At 59.4% G+C, this 19150-nt stretch carries 13 protein-coding genes and 1 pseudogene; 7 read left to right on the top strand and 7 right to left on the bottom strand.

Annotated elements, in window-relative coordinates; all coding sequences use genetic code 11:
• Both ABRZ26_RS22125 and ABRZ26_RS22120 read left to right on the top strand, forming a co-directional pair.
• A pseudogene (locus ABRZ26_RS22125) lies at nucleotides 1-428 on the top strand (type VI secretion protein ImpA); the annotation flags it as partial.
• Nucleotides 429-433: 5 nt separating this feature from the next.
• A complete protein-coding gene (locus ABRZ26_RS22120; protein ID WP_319606268.1) occupies nucleotides 434-1489 on the top strand; it encodes a hypothetical protein in 1056 nt (351 codons plus the stop codon).
• 541 nt (nucleotides 1490-2030) lie between these two features.
• Here ABRZ26_RS22120 and ABRZ26_RS22115 read toward each other — a convergent pair.
• From ABRZ26_RS22115 to ABRZ26_RS22100, 4 genes are all read right to left on the bottom strand, one after another.
• A complete protein-coding gene (locus ABRZ26_RS22115) occupies nucleotides 2031-3833 on the bottom strand; it encodes an ABC transporter ATP-binding protein (protein WP_319606267.1) in 1803 nt (600 codons plus the stop codon).
• Nucleotides 3834-3864: 31 nt separating this feature from the next.
• Nucleotides 3865-4773 (bottom strand): ABC transporter permease, encoded by a 909-nt coding sequence (locus ABRZ26_RS22110; protein WP_319606266.1) that lies wholly within the window; start codon nucleotides 4771-4773, stop codon nucleotides 3865-3867.
• Nucleotides 4773-5753, bottom strand: coding sequence for an ABC transporter permease (locus tag ABRZ26_RS22105; RefSeq protein ID WP_319606265.1), 981 nt, complete (start codon nucleotides 5751-5753; stop codon nucleotides 4773-4775). The genes ABRZ26_RS22110 and ABRZ26_RS22105 overlap by 1 nt, the downstream gene beginning before the upstream one ends.
• Before the next feature lie 309 nt (nucleotides 5754-6062).
• Complete coding sequence (locus ABRZ26_RS22100) at nucleotides 6063-6716, bottom strand: GntR family transcriptional regulator (RefSeq protein ID WP_319606264.1); 654 nt, start codon at nucleotides 6714-6716, stop codon at nucleotides 6063-6065.
• Nucleotides 6717-7059: 343 nt separating this feature from the next.
• Here ABRZ26_RS22100 and ABRZ26_RS22095 point away from each other — a divergent pair, with 343 nt between their 5' ends.
• From ABRZ26_RS22095 to ABRZ26_RS22085, 3 genes are all read left to right on the top strand, one after another.
• Nucleotides 7060-8424, top strand: coding sequence for an MmgE/PrpD family protein (locus ABRZ26_RS22095; protein WP_319606263.1), 1365 nt, complete (start codon nucleotides 7060-7062; stop codon nucleotides 8422-8424).
• 121 nt (nucleotides 8425-8545) lie between these two features.
• Nucleotides 8546-9871, top strand: a complete 1326-nt coding sequence (locus ABRZ26_RS22090) for an MmgE/PrpD family protein (protein ID WP_319606262.1) — start codon at nucleotides 8546-8548, stop codon at nucleotides 9869-9871.
• A 102-nt stretch (nucleotides 9872-9973) separates the two neighbouring features.
• Nucleotides 9974-10729, top strand: a complete 756-nt coding sequence (locus tag ABRZ26_RS22085) for a sulfite exporter TauE/SafE family protein (protein WP_319606261.1) — start codon at nucleotides 9974-9976, stop codon at nucleotides 10727-10729.
• A 17-nt stretch (nucleotides 10730-10746) separates the two neighbouring features.
• Here the strand turns inward: ABRZ26_RS22085 and ABRZ26_RS22080 are convergent, their stop codons facing one another.
• The 3 genes from ABRZ26_RS22080 to ABRZ26_RS22070 all read right to left on the bottom strand — a co-directional run bounded on the left by ABRZ26_RS22080 (nucleotide 10747) and on the right by ABRZ26_RS22070 (nucleotide 16216).
• Nucleotides 10747-12441, bottom strand: a complete 1695-nt coding sequence (locus tag ABRZ26_RS22080; RefSeq protein ID WP_319606260.1) for a hydantoinase B/oxoprolinase family protein — start codon at nucleotides 12439-12441, stop codon at nucleotides 10747-10749.
• Nucleotides 12438-14531, bottom strand: a complete 2094-nt coding sequence (locus ABRZ26_RS22075) for a hydantoinase/oxoprolinase family protein (protein ID WP_319606259.1) — start codon at nucleotides 14529-14531, stop codon at nucleotides 12438-12440. Before ABRZ26_RS22075 ends, ABRZ26_RS22080 begins: the two co-directional genes overlap by 4 nt.
• Nucleotides 14532-14611: 80 nt before the next feature.
• Entirely contained in the window at nucleotides 14612-16216 is a 1605-nt protein-coding gene (locus ABRZ26_RS22070) for an ABC transporter substrate-binding protein (RefSeq protein WP_319606258.1), read from the bottom strand.
• A 521-nt stretch (nucleotides 16217-16737) separates the two neighbouring features.
• On the opposite strand from ABRZ26_RS22070, the gene ABRZ26_RS22065 reads away from it, so the two are divergent.
• Entirely contained in the window at nucleotides 16738-17787 is a 1050-nt protein-coding gene (locus ABRZ26_RS22065; RefSeq protein ID WP_319606257.1) for an amino acid ABC transporter substrate-binding protein, read from the top strand.
• Between the two features lie 131 nt (nucleotides 17788-17918).
• The gene (locus ABRZ26_RS22060; protein ID WP_319606256.1) at nucleotides 17919-19145 is read left to right on the top strand and encodes an amino acid ABC transporter permease; all 1227 of its coding nucleotides are present in this window, start codon (nucleotides 17919-17921) and stop codon (nucleotides 19143-19145) included.
• Nucleotides 19146-19150 lie beyond the last annotated feature (5 nt).

Raw genomic sequence — 19150 nt, 5'->3', positions numbered from 1 at the left:
CGCATGTCGCCCCGCAGGGAAAGGCCCGAAGCGACTATATCAGCCCGGAAGGGAAACGGGATTATCACTGGGAGCAAATCGAAAACGTGCCGGCCACCTGGACGCTGATCCGCCGGGTGGAGAATGAGTTTATTCCGGTGCCGCCGCAGGGTTTTTTCCCCGCAGCGCACCCGGACGAGCTGTATCGCTGGCCGGAACGGGAGCAGGCATTGCTGGCCGGTCGGCAAACCCATCTGACGTTGCAGAGCGGCACGGTCTGCCCGTACGGCGGAGTCTGGAGCACCTATCAGGCCGGGCGTATTGAACGGCAACACTTCGCCCAAGGCGATATTTTGCCGCAGTGGCAGGACAGCGCGACGCAGAAAAGGGTTATCCACTGGACGCTGCTGGAGCGCGACGACGGCGGCATTGTGCAGTTTCCGGGGTAAACAAGATGGCGATATTACATCCGCAGGAGTGTTATTTACTGGAGCGCTATACCAGCGTCGACTATTACCGCCGGCGCTGGGAGGCCTACAACGCCTTTGTCGAGCACTGCGAGCAGCAGGTGGAGTTGTTTATGCAAAACCTGCCCGCCGACCTCCGCCGTCGACCGGCCTGGGAGCAGATCGATATTATCTGGCAGAACCGGGTGTTGCCTAATATTCGCGACACCTTATCCGGGCTGGATCGCAGTTATGTGCGGCTACAGCATAACGACCCCAATGCCTATATTACCGGGGGAGGGGTCAACAGCGACAACAAAGGTCTGACCGATTACTGGCCGGAGCGCTGGATGAGCCCGCCGGCGCTGCAACGCTATTCCGATCTGTTCAGCCTGGGCAGTATGCTTGATATGATGGTGCATGGCACCGTCAGTTCAAACTGGGATGAAGGTAATTTAACCTATCTATACAGTGAGCAATTTTTTGGTCCGCTGGATTTACCCGCGCAGATCCCCCGCTACCGGTTGGATACGTCCGTGGTGCTGGGACCGAATGACCCGGTGACGGTGACCGGGATTTACCTGCCGGATGTGGAATATGCCTGCGCGCAGTTTTTTCATCCTTTCAGCTATCTGCCGCATGTCGCCCCGCAGGGAAAGGCCCGAAGCGACTATATCAGCCCGGAAGGGAAACGGGATTATCACTGGGAGCAAATTGAAAACGTGCCGGCCACCTGGACGCTGATCCGCCGGGTGGAGAATGAGTTTATTCCGGTGCCGCCGCAGGGTTTTTTCCCCGCCGCTCACCCGGACGAGCTGTATCGCTGGCCGGAACGGGAGCAGGCATTGCTGGCCGGTCGGCAAACCCATCTGACGTTGCAGAGCGGCACGGTCTGCCCGTACGGCGGAGTCTGGAGCACCTATCAGGCCGGGCGTATTGAACGGCAACACTTCGCCCAAGGCGATATTTTGCCGCAGTGGCAGGACAGCGCGACGCAGAAAAGGGTTATCCACTGGACGCTGCTGGAGCGCGACGACGGCGGCATTGTGCAGTTTCCGGGGTAAACAAGATGGCGATACTACACCCGCAGGAGTGCGCCCATGCTGGGCGCACAAAAAAAACGCTTACCGGCAACGGTAAGCGTTGAAAAAAATCAGGTCTGTAAGACAACGGTATGGCGCCTCACTCAACGTTATGTCCGGAAAGTCCGATGGAGACATCACATCCTCATCTGGAATTGGACGATAGGCGCCGCAAATTGGCTCTGCGTCATTCCCAGGATTATGAAGCCGAAGCAAACATAGAAGGTGGAATGAGCATCTACGCGTAAATTTAAGCACAAGTTATGCCAACGCGCCTCATTATATTTTCACCAATCCGCATATAAAACATAACATTATGATAATAAAAGCTATTTTTATTATATAATTATCCGGCGCACATTCCCGGTCAGAACACGGAAATCCAAAAAACGCGGCCAGAGCTAAAAACGTCGCCGTTAAGAGACGAATTCCCCCGCATTCCATTTACCCATTTCAAATCAATCCGTTAAATGTCGCCATATGGAGACATGCCGCGGCATCGCCGTCGTCGAACCGCAACGCTTCAGTATCCCTGCTGAACCAGATGCCCTGGCGCGACTTCATCATAGCGCACGGGCGGCACAGTGATATCAGGCGGAAAAATCGGGCTGAGGATCTCGGTATTATCGATCTCTCTAATTAACTGGCGTCGGCTGGGATCGGGGATCGGCACCGCCGCCATCAGCCGGCGGGTATAAGGATGGCGGGGCTGGTTAAAGATCGCCTCACGCGGCCCGGTTTCAACGATTTGCCCGCGATACATCACCGCCACCCGGTGGCTAAAGCGTTCGACCACGGCCATGTCATGCGAAATAAACAGATAAGCCAGCCCTAGCCTGGCCTGCAAGTCGAGCAGCAGGTTAATAATTTGCGCCTTCACTGATACATCCAGCGCCGAAACCGATTCATCGGCAATCAGCAGCGCCGGTTGCAGAATCAGCGCGCGCGCAATACAGATTCTCTGCCGCTGTCCGCCCGAAAACTCATGCGGGTAACGACCGGCCATCTCCGCGCTCAGCCCCACCAGCGTCAGCAGTTCGTCCACCCGCGCCAGAGCCTGACGCCGGTCGCCCAGGCGATGAGCAAGAAAAGGTTCGGCAATCGCCTCGCCAACGGTCATGCGGCTATTCAGGCTGGCATAGGGATCCTGAAAAACCATCTGCACCGATTTGCGCAACTCCGCCAGTCGCTTACTCTCGCCGGAGACCACCGGACGCCCCTGCACCACGATGGTACCGCCCGTCGGCGGCGTCAGACCCATCAAGGTACGGGCGATCGTCGACTTCCCGCACCCGGACTCGCCCACCAGCGACAGCGTTTCGCCGGCATAGAGCTGGAACGAGACCTGTTCCACGGCATGCACCCGCCCCACCAGACGGGAGAAAAGACCGCGCCGGATATCAAAGCGCGTCGTCAGGTTTTGCACTTCCAGCAGCGGCGGCCGACTCATATCCACCGTGGAGCGGGCCGGCGCGACATCGCCCGCAGGCCCGCTTTCCCCGAGCGCATCAGGATAACGCAGCGGATGCGCGACGCCGTCCATCTGTCCCGGCAAGGGAACGGCGGCCAGCAGCGCCTGAGTGTAAGGATGCGCCGGGGCGGCGAATAACCGTGCGGTCTGATTGAATTCAACGCTGCGGCCTGATTGCATGACCAAAGTACGATCGGCGATTTCGGCCACGACGCCCATGTCATGCGTGATAAACAGCACGGCCATGCCCTCTTCCCGTTGCAGGGTTTTCAGCAGCGCCAGAATTTGCGCCTGAATGGTGACGTCCAGCGCGGTGGTCGGCTCATCGGCGATCAATAGCTTCGGCTGTCCGGCCAGCGCCAGCGCGATCATCACCCGCTGACGCATCCCGCCGGAAAGCTGATGGGGATAGTCGTCATAGCGATTTTCCGCCGCCGGAATACGCACCTTTTTCAGCAGCCGGATCGCTTCTCGTCGCGCTTCCCGCCGCGATAGAGGGCGACGTAACCGCAGCGCCTCCGCCAGTTGGAAACCGATGGTAAAAACCGGATTCAGACAGGGTTCCTGGAAGACCATCGCCATATCGCGACCGCGAATCCGCCGCATGCGCTCCTCGTCCAGCGACAGCAGCGAACGCTCCCCAAGATGAATACCGCCGCGAATGCGCACTCTGTCGGCCGGCAGCAAGCGCATCACCGCCAGCGCGGTAACGCTCTTCCCCGATCCCGACTCCCCCACCACCGCCACCGTTTCCTGAGCGCCGATGTCAAAGGACACCTGGCGCACAATAGGCAACCACTGATCGTCTTTACGAAAATCGACTTCCAGGTTACTGACTGATAATACGGGCTGCATACACGACCTCATAACCGTTGGCGCAATCTCGTCAGCGACGGCGGGGATTGAATACATCGCGGAACCGGTCGCCGACGAGATTAATGGCGATAATCACAACCAGCAGCGCAATGCCCGGATAAAAACAGATCCAGTACTGACCGGCCAACATATATTGGTAGCCGCTGGCGATAAGCAGCCCCAGGCTGGGTTCGGTAATCGGCACTCCCAGGCCAAGGAACGACAATGTGGCTTCCAGCGCAATGGCGCGCGCAATTTGCACCGTCGCAATCACGATCAGCGGCGGCAGGCAGTTCGGCAGCAGATGGCGAAACAGAATGCGGGTAAACGGGATCCCGAGGCAGGCCGCCGCGTCAATGTACTCTTTACGGCTTTCCGCCAGCGCCGCGCTATGGGCGGCGCGCGCATAGGTCGCCCATTCGACGATCACCAGCGCCAGGATGACGTTAACGACGCTCTTGCCCAAAAAAGCCAGCAGAATCAGCGCCACCAGAATAGCGGGAAAAGAGAGTTGCAGATCCACCAACCGCATGATGAGGCTTTCCGTGCGGCCGCGGACATAGGCGGCCAGCAGGCCCAGCGCGCCCCCCAGCAATGCGGCGATCAGCGCGGACAGCACGCCGACGCCAAGCGAAATACGCAGGCCGTACAAAATAGCCGATAGCATATCGCGTCCCTGATCGTCCGACCCCAGCCAGAAGGAAAAACCGTCCGACGTCACGCTGCCGGGCGGCAGTTGTCCGTTCATGATATCGAGCTGCATCAAATCATAAGGGTTCTGCGGCGCCAGCCACGGCGCCAGCAACGCAAGAAGCACCAGCGACAGCAGCAACGCCAGCCCCGCCATCGCCAGCGAAGAAGACGAATACAACCGCCAGAACTGACGCCAGCCGCGTCGCGCCGATTTGGCGGTTGGCTGCTCCCGCGCTACGTCAGCCATCAGGATTTGCCCTGCCCGTTCAGCCGTACCCGCGGATCGAGCAGGGTATAAATAATATCGACCACCAGGTTAATCCCCACAAACAGCAGCACAATAATCATCAGATACGCCACAATTACCGGACGATCGAGCACGTTGATGCTGTCGATGATCAATTTCCCCATGCCCGGCCAGGCGAAAATCGTTTCGGTGACCACCGAAAAGGCAATCACCGAACCGAACTCCATGCCGATCACCATCACCAGCGGAATAAGGATGTTTTTCAGCACATGAACCGCAATGATGCGACGGTAAGGCAACCCCTTCGCGTGCGCCAGGCGGATATAATCCTGCGGCAGCACCTCCTGCACGCCGGCGCGCGTCAGGCGCAGCAGCAGGGCCGTTTTAAACAGCGCCAGATTCAGCGCCGGCATCAGCAGATGCTGGAGGCCGTCCAGCGTCAGGAACGACCAGGATGCGCCGAACAGTTGCACGGTTTCTCCCTGACCGCCGCTGGGCAGCCAGCCCAGCCAGACCGAAAACAGCATAATCAGCATCAGCCCGACCCAGAAGTTCGGCAGCGAAAAGCCCAGAATACTGCCGGCCATAATGACCTTCGCCAGCCAGGCGTCGGGCTTTAAGCCGGCATACAGTCCAAGAGGAATGGCGATCAGCACCGCCAGCAGCATCGCGCACACCGCCAGCTCAAGCGTGGCGGGCAGACGCTGCCAGATAACCTGCAAAGCAGGCAAGTTGAAGACATAGCTGGTACCGGCGTCGCCGTGCAGCACGCCTCGTAAAAACAGCAGATATTGCCGGAACAGCGGTTGATCCAGCCCCAGCTCGCTGATAAGCCGCTGACGATCGTGTTGGTCGGCATCGGCCGGCAACAGAATGTCCACCGGATTGCCAATCACATGCAACGCGACAAAAACGATGATGGTCATCGCCAGCACGACCATCATCGCCTGAAAAACACGTCGCAGCACTGAGTTAAGCATTTTTTTGCACGGCTCCGTTTGACTGGACAACACCGCCAGTCAATCATGAAACAGAAATATCAATGAGCTAGCGTCCGCCGAAAAGACATCATAACTCTATGAAAATAATCAGAAGAAAAGTTGCCGCTTTAGCGTTCGGGAAGTAATACATTTGTATACCATCAACAGGGCGATTCTATTGATGGCATACCGGCGCGACAAATATAAAAATCGGATAACCTATGCGTGTTTTCTGCTTAAGAGAACAGCGCGTGACAAGCCAGGCGCTCATGTTGCCTGCGCACCCGACGAGCGTCAGGCGGGGACGCCTCAGAAATCCCGCTGGCTCAGGATGCCCAGACGCGCGCGATAACCATTGCGGATATGCTGGCAGGCGACTTCCTGCGCCGCTTCGCGATCGCGCCGCGCCAGCGCATCGACAATCATCTGGTGCTCTTTTTTCGCCTCTTCAACCCGTTCGGGCAGCTCGTAGGTCGTACCGCGCAGCAAAGAGAGATGAATACGCAAATTATCCAGCATCTCATTCAGATAGGGATTGTGGGTAGCGCGGTAAATCTGGCGATGAAACAATCGGTTATGATCGTGCAGCCGTCGACTGTCGTCGATCTGCCGTTCGGTATTCACCATTTCCTGCAACAGACCGATCTCTTCTTCCGACGCCGAGCTCACCGCAAGATCAATCGCCAGCCGCTCCAACCCCTCGCGCACGGCAAATAGCTGACGCAGCCGCTCATAGCTGATCTGGGCAATCATCAGACCGCGCTGCGGGCCGGGTTCGACCAGCCCCAGGGTTTCCAACCGGTGCAGCGCTTCGCGAATCGGCGTGCGGCTCAGGCCGAACTGTTTCGCCAGCCGGGCTTCCTGTAAACGCTCGCCCGGCAACAGCTCGCCTCGTTCAATCGCGGCGATCAGGGTATCAAACGGCGACAGGGCCGTTTCTCGGTCAGTCAGTTTTAGATTCATAGTCCATCAATCGGTGAATTAACCATTAGGCAGGCACACGGGCTGCGTGAGCCGAAAAACATCATTATAAACATGCGCAATCCGTTCCCTGACATAGGGAACATGAATGATATTGAAAACATTTCAAGTTTGCCCGACGCAGCGCTATTGGCAATATCTGGCATTGCTTATTTTGTTCTTAACTTAGCTAAAAAGCATCTTTGTGCCGACGAACTCTGTTGCTATTCTGCCTAGCCACTACGGTATACAATTGAATGCAACAGCGAAGAATACGTTCGCGACCTGGTATTGAGGCCCTCATTATCATCAGCGTCATAGCATCTTCGCCTAAGGAGTCATGGTCATGACCACCCCTCCCGCCCCCTCGCGCGGCGAACAATTAAGCCAGTTTATTAGTCAATCCTCCCGGATGCCGATTCCCGATGCCGTGCTGCGCGAAGCCAAACGCGCGCTGATTGATTATCTGGGCGTGGCGTTGGGCGCGATCGACGATGACGCCGTCCAGGCGGTTCGTCAGGTCGTCAAACGCTGGAACGCGCAGGGCGACGCGCAGATCTTTCTCGGCGCCAAAACCGCGCCGGCGCTGGCCGCGCTGGTCAACGGCACCATGTCGCATGCCGCCGATTATGATGATACCCATCCGGCCGGCGCCGGACACCCGAGCGGCCCCTGCTGGTCCGCCGCGCTGGCGATGGCGCAGGCTTATCATGCCGACGAACGGGCGACGCTAATCGCCTTTATCACCGGCTTTGAAGTGATGGCCAAACTGGGGGGCGGCTGGGTTCCCGGCGTCGGGCGCAATCTGCAACGGCGCGGCTTTCATCCGACATCCGTCGTCGGCCGGGCGGGCGCCGCCGCGGTCGCCGCCTCGATCCTGCGGCTGGATCCGCAACAAATCGCCAATGCGCTCGGCGCGGCGGCCACCATGATGGGCGGGCTACAGAAATCCTCCGGCACGCACGGGAAACCGTTTCACGCCGGTAAAGCGGCGATGGACGGCATTATGGCCGCCGAGCTGGCCGCCGAAGGCTTCAGCGCCGCGCACCATTTTTATGAAACCGACGGCTGGGTGAAAATCTTCATTCAAGACGGCAGCGCGGAAATTCCGCCGCTGGATTTCGGCGACAGTTGGGAGTTGCTCGGCAACGGCTACAAACTTTACGCCAGTTGCCGCGGGACGCACGCCTCGATAGAAGCGGCGCGCGGTCTCTACCCGCGTCTTAACGGCCGCAAAATCCGGCGCATCCACGCCAAAGTGCATCCGATGGGCCTGGTCAACGCCGGTATCGCCGATCCGAAAACGCCGCTGGAAAGCAAATTCAGCATTCCGCACTGCATTGCCCTTGCGCTGAGCGGCTATCAACTGACCGATACCGATTTCACCCAGCAGACCGTCGACGATCCGCATCCCCGCCAATTGCTGCCGCTGTTGGACGTAGAGGCCGTCGACGGCCAATCCGCCAGCTCGGCTTTTATCGACGTCTGGCTGGAAGACGGCGAACGGCTGCATGGTGAAACACGGGTCTATCGCGGCCATGCGGAAAATCCGCTCTCCGACGAGGAGCTGCGCGCCAAGTTCGATACGCTGACCGCGCCGGCGCTCGGCGCCGCCGATAGCGACAGACTGTATCAGGCGGCGGTTAATTTCGAACAGCCGGGTTCGCTGTCCGTTATCGCAGAAATCTTAGCCGGACGCGCATCGCGCTAACGGCCTTAACGCCCCGGCCTTGACGATGTTGCGGCCTTCGACGTCCGTCGTCCTTAAACACAGCCCCGGTCAGCGCATGATGGCCGGGCCTTTCTACCTATTTGCACAGGAAATCCGTTTCATGACCATTGCCCGTCAGTTTGCCCACAATCTTCTGGCGTTTTCCCGCCGGGATTTTCCCGCCGACGCTCTGGCGCACGCCAGAACCGCCATTATTGATACGCTTGGCGTAACGCTGGCGGGCGGGATTCAGGATGGCGCGAAAAAACTCCGCGCCGTTGTCGTCCCTTCGGCGGCGCCGGGCAAAAGCCGGGTGTTCGGCACGGAACTGCATCTCAACGCGCTGGATGCCGCCCTGCTGAACGGCACTTCCGCCCATTTACTGGATTTTGACGATTCCAACTCCTTGCTGCGCGGCCATATCTCGGCGGCGGTGCTGCCGGCATTGTTGGCGCTGGCGGATGAACGCCAATCCGACGGCGAGGCGATCCTGCGCGCCTATCTGGCCGGTTACGAAGCCGCCGCGCGCATGGGGAAAACGCTCAGCACGTTTCAATACAGCCACGGCTGGCACCCGACCACCTCGGTCGGCATCTTTGCCGCCGTCGCCGCCAGCGCCGTCCTGCTCGATCTCAGCGAAGAACAGACCGCCGTCGCGCTGTCGATTGCCGCGTCGCTGGCTTCCGGCATCAAGTCCAACTTCGGCAGTCAGACCAAATCCCTGGCGGTCGGCCAAGCCAACCGCAGCGCGCTGATGGCGGTGCTGCTGGCCCGGCAGGAATACAGCGCCGGCTTGACGGCCTTTGAGCATCACCACGGTTATTTCAATGTGTACAACCTCGGGCCGGAAAACTATGACGTCGCCCCGATCACCGAAAGCTGGGATGCGCCGCCGCATATCCTCGATAAGGTTAAAGGCAACAACTTTAAGTATTTCCCCTGCTGCTATGCGATCTTATCGCCGCTGGACGCCCTGCTGGCTTTGCGCGAGCAGACCGCCCTGCCCGCCGATCGGATCGCGCGGATTCAGGTCGCCGTACACCCGCTGCGTTTCCCGCACATCAATACGCCGCATCCGGAAACCCCGCTGGCCGGAAAATTCAGCCTGCATTACTGTGTCGCCCGCGCCTGGATCACCGGCCAGCTGACGCTGGATGACTTTATCGACGACGCGGCGTTTAGCGACCCGGCCACCAACGCCCTGATGGAAAAAGTCGAGCTGACCTGCCACGATGAGGATAACGCCCACGCCGCGCATGTCGCGCTGACCGATCGGGATGGCCATCAATTTAGCCGTCGCGTCGCCGGCGCCAAAGGCTCGAGCGCGGACAATCCGTTGCCGGACGGCCTGATTGAGCGGAAATTTATCGATTGCGCCAGCCAGGCGATGCCGCGCGCGGCGGCCCAGGCCTGGTATCGCCGTCTGCTGCAAGATCAGTTTCGCTAATATCATCATGCCGGACTGACCGGCCATGACGCCGCCGTCCCCTGACGAACCGCCTCGGTAGCGGGCGGCGCCGCTTATCGCTTTATCACGAGATTATCTATTATGCTCAACCTGATCCCGGCGGAAATCTCGCCGCTGTTTGCCGGTATACTGGTATTTTGCAGTTTTCTCACCTCGGCATTAACCGCCGCGCTGGGACTGGGCGGCGGCGTGACGCTGCTGGCGATCATGGGGTTGGGGATGCCGATCGGCAGCCTGCTGCCGGTACACGGCATCGTACAACTCGGTTCGAATCTGAGCCGAACGCTGATTCAGCGTCTGTATATCGCATGGCCGCTGGTGCTGTGGTTTTTCATCGGCAGCGCGGCGGGCATCGCGCTCGGCGCGCCGGTCGCGGCATGGATACCGGACCATATCGCTAAAATCGCCCTGGCGCTGTTTATCCTGTGGTCGGTATTTCATCCGCGCTCGCCGGCCAAAAAGACCAACCGCCTGTTCTTTATTCTTGGCGGGGCGGCGGCCAGCATCGGCACCATGATCGTCGGCGCCACCGGGCCGCTGGTTGCCGGTCTGATCAGTTCGCAAGGCCTGAGCAAACAGCCGCTGATCGCCACCCATGCCGCCTGTATGGTGCTGCAACACGGCCTGAAGATCCTCGCCTTCGGCCTGATGGGATTTGCCTACGCCAGTTGGCTGCCGATGCTGATCGCCATGATCGCCAGCGGCGTGCTGGGCACCTGGCTCGGCGCCCGACTGCTGGATAACCTGCCGGAAAAACTGTTTCGCACGGCGTTTCGCCTGACGATGATTATCCTTTGTTCGCAACTGCTCTGGCAGGGCATTAACGGCTGGCGATAACCCGTCGCGAAACGGGATTAACCCCGCGGCGCGCGCAGCCGTTGCGTAGCCGCTTCATCCACCTGGAGACGTTCATCCAGCGCCACCCGGTAGACCTGACCGGCCGCGGCAAGGCTGATATAGCCGGCCAGCACGTCCTGCGCCACCTGTTGCGGATCGCGCGCGGCCGGATCGCCGTACCCGCCGCCGCCGGGCATATCTATCGCCACCCGCTCGCCGGCCGGTATCGGCTGCATCCCCTTCGCCTTCAGCGCGCTTCCCGATGTCAACGCGACCCGCCCCGGCATGCCGTTTTCACCGCCGGCATAGCCTCTGGCCGGGTGGTTGACCCGATCGAAGCGGGCATACAGCGTCAGCGGAACCGGGTAGCGATTGCCAATCACCATGGTTTGCCCCAGTCCGCCGCGAAACCGTCCCGCGCCGCCGGAGTCCTGCCGCAGCGATTTTTCCCATACCACAATGGATGTCATCGCCTCGGTGATCTCAACCGGCACGTTACGTACGCCGGACGGGAATGGCGTAGCCGACAGCCCGTCCAGCGTCGGGCGCGCGCCGGCGCCGCCGCTGTGGAAACTGGTGACCATAAACGCCGGATGATGTTCGCTGGCCGCCGCCGCCAGCCGCACGTTCCACAGGCTGCCGGTGCTTTCCGCCGGCGCGCGATCCTGCAACGCCTGCCGAAAGCAGCCGAAAATCAGATCGGGCAGAAACATGCCTATCAGCGAACGCGCCACCACCGGGCGGGGAAAAGCCGCATTGGCGATGCAATCTTCCGGCGCGGTCAGGGTAATGCAACTCAGGGTGGCGGCATTGTTCGGCAGCGCAGGGGCGATCAGACTCTTCACGCCAAATGCGGCATAAGCCTCGGTATAGCAGAGCGGACAGTTGATGCCGTACGCCGACGGGCCTGACGTGCCGGCCATATCAATATGAACGCCGCGCTCATCCACCGTCACCGTGGCGACCAGATCGACCGGCTTTTCATAACCGTCGATGCGCATTTCGTTACGCCACGACCCGCGCGGCAGAGCCTGGATCGCCGCCATCATCGCCTGCCGGCTATGCGCCAGAATCTCCGCGCCGACGGCATCGATATCCGCCAGCCGGTACTCATCCATGATTTTATGCAGACGCCGGGCGCCGATATCATTACAGGCCATCAGCGCGAACACATCGCCTTCCACCTGCACCGGCTCGCGCACATTGGCGCGAATAATCTGCAACAGGCTGTCGTTCACCCGGCCCTGTTCCGCCAGTTTCATGATCGGAATAAACAGCCCCTCGCCATATACCTGTTTCGACTCCGGCGACGGCCCGTTGCCGCCGATATCCACCACATGGGTGGTACAGGCGAACAGCGCGACCACCCGCTGCCGGCGAAATACCGGCGTCACCACGGTGATATCGGATAAATGCCCGGTGGCTTTCCACGGGTTATTGGTAATCAGCACATCGCCCTCCGCCAGCGTCGCCAGCGGGTAGTCGGTCAGGAAGTGGCGAACCGAACGGGCCATCGAGTTAATGTGTCCGGGCGTACCGGTGACCGCCTGAGCCAGCATATCGCCCTGCGGGGAGAAAATACCGGCGGAGACGTCGCCCGCCTCACGCGTCGAGGTGCTGAATCCGGCGCGGATCAGACTGCGCGCCTGTTCCTCCACGGCGGCGATCAGCCGGCTCCAGATGATTTGCAGTTGAATCGACCCGGTCGTCATACTTTTTCCTCCTGGGTCAGAAGAATGTGATGCAGCGGGTGAATATCGGCCCGAAAGCCGACCGGCACCAGCGTATTGGTCTGCGCCTCGGCGATGATGGCCGGCCCGCTTATCGACATGCCGGGTTGCAGCGTATGCCGGTGGTACACCGCCGCCGCCGTCTGGCGCATCAGCGCCAGATCGATCAGCGCCTGATGCCCGGCGGGCGCCGGCGCCTGACCGGGCGGCAGATCGGCCCGCGACGCCGACGGCGCGGGCATGACCTCGGCCAAACGCAGCGTCCAGGTCAGACATTCAATCTCCATGTTCGGAATGATGCGCCCGAAGTGGCGGATATACTCCGCCTCAAAACGCCGGCGCAACAACCGGTGGTCGTCCGGGCGGAACGCCCGCGCCGGCAGCGGCACCGCGATTTCGTGTCCCTGACCGCGATAACGCATATAGACCACGCGCGTTTCGCTTACCGTCTGATTCGCCGCCAGCGCCAGATAAACCGTCTCTTCCGCTTCATGGCGCAGCCCGGCGAACAGCCGGTTAATGACGCCGGCATCGAAGGCGGCCAGAGCCAGCAGATGCGTGCGCACAACTTCGCTGGATACCGGCGCGAGCAGGAAACCGTAGGCCGCTCCCACGCCCGCGCCGCTGGGGATCACCACTCGCCGGATCCCCAGTTTCTGCGCGATACGCGCCGCATGCAGCGGCGCCGCGCCGCCAAAGGCGATCATCGCGCGATCTTCCAGCTGCGCGCCGTTGTCGGTGGCGTGTACGCTGGCCGCATTCGCCATGTTTTCATCCACCACCTCGACCATCGCCATGGCGGCCAGCTCGCCGTTCTCGTCAGCGCCCGCGGAAACGTGCTGACGCAGCGCCGCGATCGCCAGTGATTTATCCAACGCAATTTTTCCGCCGGCAAACAGCGTCGGATCGATTTTCCCCAGCACCAGATCGGCATCCGTGACCGCCGGCCGCGTACCGCCGCGGCCATAGCTGGCCGGCCCTGGTTCGGAACCGCAGCTTTCCGGCCCGACGGCGACCTGATCCAGCGCGTCGCGATAACCCAGCGAACCGCCGCCCGCGCCGATTTCCACCATATCAATCACCGGGATACGCAACGGCATCCCGCTGCCTTTCAGGAAACGATAAGCTCTGGCGACTTCCAACTGGCGGCCATACTGCGGCTGACCGTCATCGATCAGCACCAGTTTGGCCGTGGTTCCGCCCATATCAAACGCGATGGCCTGCGCGATATCCAACTGACGCGCGACATGCGCCGCCAGCACGGCGCCGCCCGCCGGGCCGGACTCCACCAGCATGACGGGAAACGCGCAGGCCTGTTCCAGCGTGGTCAGCCCGCCGCTGGACATCATCAGCATCACTTTACCGCCGATGCCCAGACGGCTAATCCCCTGCGCCAATCGATGCAGATAACGATCCATAATCGGCTGCACATACGCATTGGCGCAGGCGGTGGAAATGCGCTCGTACTCCCGGATTTCCGGGCAGACCTGATGCGACAAGGTGATTTTCAGGTGAGGCAGCGCCTGACGCAACAGTTCGCCCGCCCGCCGCTCATGCTCGCCATTGACATAGCTGTGCAGAAAACCGATCGCCACCGCCTCGATATCCTGAGCCGCCAGTTGCGGCGCCAGATCCCGTACCGACTGCTCATCCAGCGGCAACAGCACGCTGCCGTCCGCCGCCAGACGTTCCCGCGCTTCCAGGCGTAAATGGCGCGGCACCAGCGCGGGCGGACGCCGCATATACAAATCGGACACCTCAAAGCGGTGCTCATGGGCGATTTCCAGCGTATCGCGGAAGCCGGCGGTCGTCACCAGCGCCACCCGCGCGCCCTTACGCTCGATCAGCGCGTTGGTGGCCAGCGTGGTGCCGTGAATAACCAGCCTGACCGAGCGGGGCGGGACGCCGGTCTGACGGAGCAGATCGGCCATACCGTTCAACACCGCCACTTCCGGCGCCTGATGGGTGGTGAGATATTTGGCTGACGTTACCGCGCCGTTATCTTGCTCCAGCACGATATCGGTGAAGGTGCCGCCGATATCCACGGCGAAGCGCGTACCTTTGTTTAACATGAAGCGACCTTGTGGTTACAGCAGGAACAATAAGCCGCGACGCAGCCACGCCGCGGCCTGTAGCCGATTTTTTCATTGCCTTACAGCGTCATCTCGGTGGCCAGCGTTCTTTCATCCGCCCGGCCGGGATAGTTCACCGGCTGGCGCAGCGCCCAAACGTTAATCGGATAATAAAGGGGAATAATGGCGACGTCGTTGATCGCCAGATCCGTCGCCTGGGCAAACAGCGCCTGACGGCGCTCGTCGTCCAGCGTCACCAGCCCTTGCTCCAGCAGGCTATCCACCTGCGGGTTGCTGTAACGCGTACGGTTGGTGGCGCCAAAACCGCGCGCCTTATCATAACTGTGCAGCACGGATTTCAGCGCCGGAGAGGCTTCGCCGGTGCCGCCGCCAAAACCGATCAGGAAAAAGCTGAACTCGCTGCCTTCCCCGCCGCCGGAAACCCGTTTATAGAAAATGCTGCTAGGCATGGCGTCGACCTGGGTCTCAATGCCGATGCGGGTAAGCATTTGCGCCACCGCCTGCACCACGGCCGTATCGCGAATAAAACGGTCATTCGGCGCATGCAGCGTTATTTTGAAACCATTTGGGAAACCGGCGTCAGTCAGCAACTGCTTCGCTTTGACCGCATCCGCCGGCGTCAACGGCAGGTTGGGGCTGTGACCGAAAATGCCCGGCGGAACCAGCTGGGTGGCGGGCTGACCGTTATTTTCCAGAATCCGGGCGGCGATGGCCGCTTTATCAATGGCGAGGGCGAACGCCTGGCGCACGCGCAAATCGAGGAATGGATTGGGGATCTCGCTGTCGTCTTTGGCGCGGATAAACGGCGATACCGCACGCGATTGATCGAGGCTCAGAAATATCGCCCGGTTAGTCACGCTGCGGGTCAGGGAGATGCCGGCGGTTTTGCTCAGGCGCGCCAAATCGGTCGGCGGTACGTTATCGATCACATCCACATCGCCCGACAGCAACGCGGCGACGCGCGCGCCGGGCGCCGGGATCGGCCGGATAATCACCCGTTTCCAGGCCGGTTTCGCTCCCCAGTAGCGTTCATTGCGTTCCAGCACGATCCGGTTGCCGGGGATCGACTCGATCAGGCGATAGGCGCCGGTGCCAATCGCCGCCTTGCCGCTGTTGTAATCGGCGCTGGTCGCCCCGTTGCCGACGCGATGCGAAATGATCGAAACGGTGCTCAGTTCGTTGGGGACGATCGGGTTCGGCGCTTTGGTGCGAATACGGATCTGGCGCTCGTTGATTTTCTCCACCGTTTTATCGCCCAGATAGGCGCGCATGGAGAATGGCGCGCCCGCCACATTCTGCGCCCGCTGATAAGTAAAAATGACGTCATCGGCGGTAAACGGATCGCCGTTGTGAAAGTAAACATCGGGTCGTAAGTCGAACTCCCAGGTCAGATCGTCGATCGCCCGCCAGGCCGTGGCCAGCCCCGGCTGGGGATTTTGCTGCGCATCGGAATAAACCAGCCGATCGAACAGGTGGGTGGCCAGCGCGGTGTTCGCGCTCACCGTGTGCCAATGCGGATCCAGCGACGACGGCTCGGTGCTGAACGCCAGCGTCAGCGTCCCGTCGCGCTGAGCGGCCTGCGCTCGCCCAAGTCCGAACGGTAATAATGTGGCGGCGGTCAGTACCGCTGCCCCGCGAATAAATGTTCTTCTTTTGATAGACATAAAATATTTACCCTGGTCATCGGCGATTAATGGAGAAAAATAATAACGGCATTTAATGAAAAACGGCTAAAAGTCATACTGCGAATACTAAGTAAAAAATTTATTTCGCATAAAGAATAAAAAAAGAAAAACAAAGTTATTTTTTAACTATGACTATATTTTTTAGCGCAACAGTAAATATTATTTATTAATCACGAGAAAATAAATTAATGGATTCCGCTTACGCCTCGCGCGCTAAAATAAAACAAGACTATACCCGTCATCTTTCAAGTTGCTGGTGCGTTGGCTGCCTTCCTGCAACTCGAAATCTATTGGGTATATGCTTTAAAGACTCGCCGTCGAGTCCACCGCCGACACAAGCCTCATTTTCTATATCCATTATTTTTCTTTCTATAGTGATATTTGCTATTTGCCATTCAGACCCAGTGTTGCGAACATTGGTATACAAAAGAACACCGTTAGCATAAATGCCAATTATAACAGCGAGTTAATAGATATTAGCTCTGCTACAAGGATTTTCCATGCTGAAAAAATCGCTCGTTTTTGCCGCAGTTATGCTGCTAACTCTGGGGAATACTCTACTGCCGGCCCATGCGGAAACCGTCGCGACCGGCAATGGCGAAACGCTGAAAAAGATCAAGGCCAGAGGAGAGCTGATCTGCGGCGTGCATCCTGCCCGTCACGGTTTTTCCTCGATCGACAGTAAGGGACAGTGGTCCGGTCTGGATGTCGACTACTGCCGCGCGCTGGCTGCCGCGATTTTCGGCGATGCCGGCAAAGTCCGTTTTTCCGCGCTCTCTACCGCGCAGCGCTTCCCGGCGATTCAGTCCGGAGAAGTCGACGTCTTATCGCGTAATATCACGGCATCGTTATCCCGCGATACCTCGCTGGGGCTGAATTTCGCGCCGCCGACGTTCTACACCGGCACCGGTTTTATGGTGCGGGCGGATTCCGGCGTGAAAACCATCGAGGATCTGGACGGCGCGACGGTGTGCATTACGCCGGGCAGCAGCACCGAGCAGAACGTGGCGCAGATCTTCGCTTCGCGCAAACTGCGTTACACGCCGGTGGTGATCGAAAATAATAAAGAGTACGTCGCCGCCTATCTGGCCGGCCGTTGCGATGTGATTGCCCGCGACAAAGTCGCGCTGCCGGGCGTGCGTATTCATGATGCGGAAAATGCCGACGACCACATTATTTTACCGGGCATCTATTCAAAAGAACCGCTGGCGATGGCCGTGCGTCAAGGCGACGATCAGTGGTACGACATCGTTAAATGGGTGGTATACGCCACGTTCAACGCCGAAGAGATGGATATCAATCAGCAGAATGTGGACGGCAAGCTGAGCGACAACGATCCCGACGTACAGGCGCTGCTCGGCGCGACCGGCGATTACGGCCAGAAACTGGGGCTGGACAATAAGTGGGCCTATAATCTGGTTAAGCAGGTCGGTAATTACGCTGACATCTATAACCGCCACTTCGGCCCGGATACCCCCGCGCCGCTGGATCGCGATCTGAACAATCTCTGGACTAAAGGCGGCTTGCTGTACGGCTTACCGATTCGCTGAAAAGATGACGGCTATACCACACGGCGTAAGCCAGGCCTCCAATTACGCCGTGAATAATAGCAAGCGGGTTGCCCGCTGAAAAAATCGCTAATCGCGAGGATCGTTTTTTGCCTGAAATAAAAGAAACGCTGATGACAAAATCGTCAAAAAAAATAATTACGCCGTCAACTTTTCCTTTATCCTCGGAAAAGTTTTTTAGCTATAAAAATATATTCGCCATCATGGGGAATAAATCATTTCGGGCATGGTTTTATCAGGCCGTACTGGGCGTGCTGATTATTTTATTCAGCCACTGGTTATATACCAACGTGGTGGATAATTTGCGCTCGCAGAATATCGCGACCGGTTTCGGTTTCCTGCACCATACCGCCCAATTTTCAATCGGCGAGAAATTGATTGATTACAGCGCTCGCGACAGCTACGCCCGGGCGCTGCTGGTCGGACTGCTTAATACGCTGTATGTGTCGTTTTGGGGCATACTCCTGGCCACCGTGCTGGGCTTTTCCGTCGGCATCGCCAGAGTATCGAAAAACTGGCTGCTGGCCCGCGTAGCGGGCGTCTACGTTGAGTTGATGCGCAATATCCCGGTGATCTTGCAGGTGATTTTCTGGTCGGTGGTGATCCGTAATCTGCCCGGCCCGCGCGCCGCCATCGAACTCGGCGGCATGGGGTTTCTGACCAATCGCGGCCTCTCCGTCGCCGTACCGGCTCAGCACATCGGCTGGCTATGGTGCGCCATCGCGCTGCTGGCGGCGCTGGTTATCAGCATCGGACTGAAGCTGGCGGCGCGCCGTCTGCGCGAACGCCATGTCCGCGTGTTGCCGGTCGGACGTAGCGCGCTGGCGCTGATCATCGGCCTGCCGCTGCTGGCCTGGTGGCTGTCCGGCAGCCCCCATCAGCTTAACCGGCCGGAACTGAACGGATTCAACTTCCGCGGCGGCTTTACCATCAGCCCGGAATTTACCTCGCTGCTGTTGGGCATCGCGCTCTATTCCTCCGCCTTTATCGCCGAAATCGTCCGGGCCGGCATTCAGTCAATCCCGAAGGGACAGCTGGAAGCCGCGCGCGCGCTGTCGTTATCCCCCTGGCAGATGATGCGCCACATCATTATTCCGCAGGCGATGCGGGTGATTGTCCCGCCGCTGACCAGCCAGTTCGTCAGCCTGTCCAAAAACAGTTCCATCGCCGTGGTGGTGGGTTACCCGGAACTGGCCAATATCAGCAATACCCTGATGAATCAGAGCGGCCAGGCGCTGGAAGTCATCGCCATCATGATGGTGGTTTATCTGACGATCAGCTGCGTCACGTCGCTGCTGATGAATATTTTTAACCGCACCGTCGCCATCAAAGAACGCTGAGGAGA

The sequence above is a fragment of the Brenneria sp. L4-2C genome, from assembly GCF_040240335.1.
Taxonomy (GTDB): Bacteria; Pseudomonadota; Gammaproteobacteria; order Enterobacterales; family Enterobacteriaceae; genus Brenneria.
The sequence above is the reverse complement of the archived record's forward strand: the minus strand, read 5'-3'. Positions and strand labels throughout refer to the sequence as shown.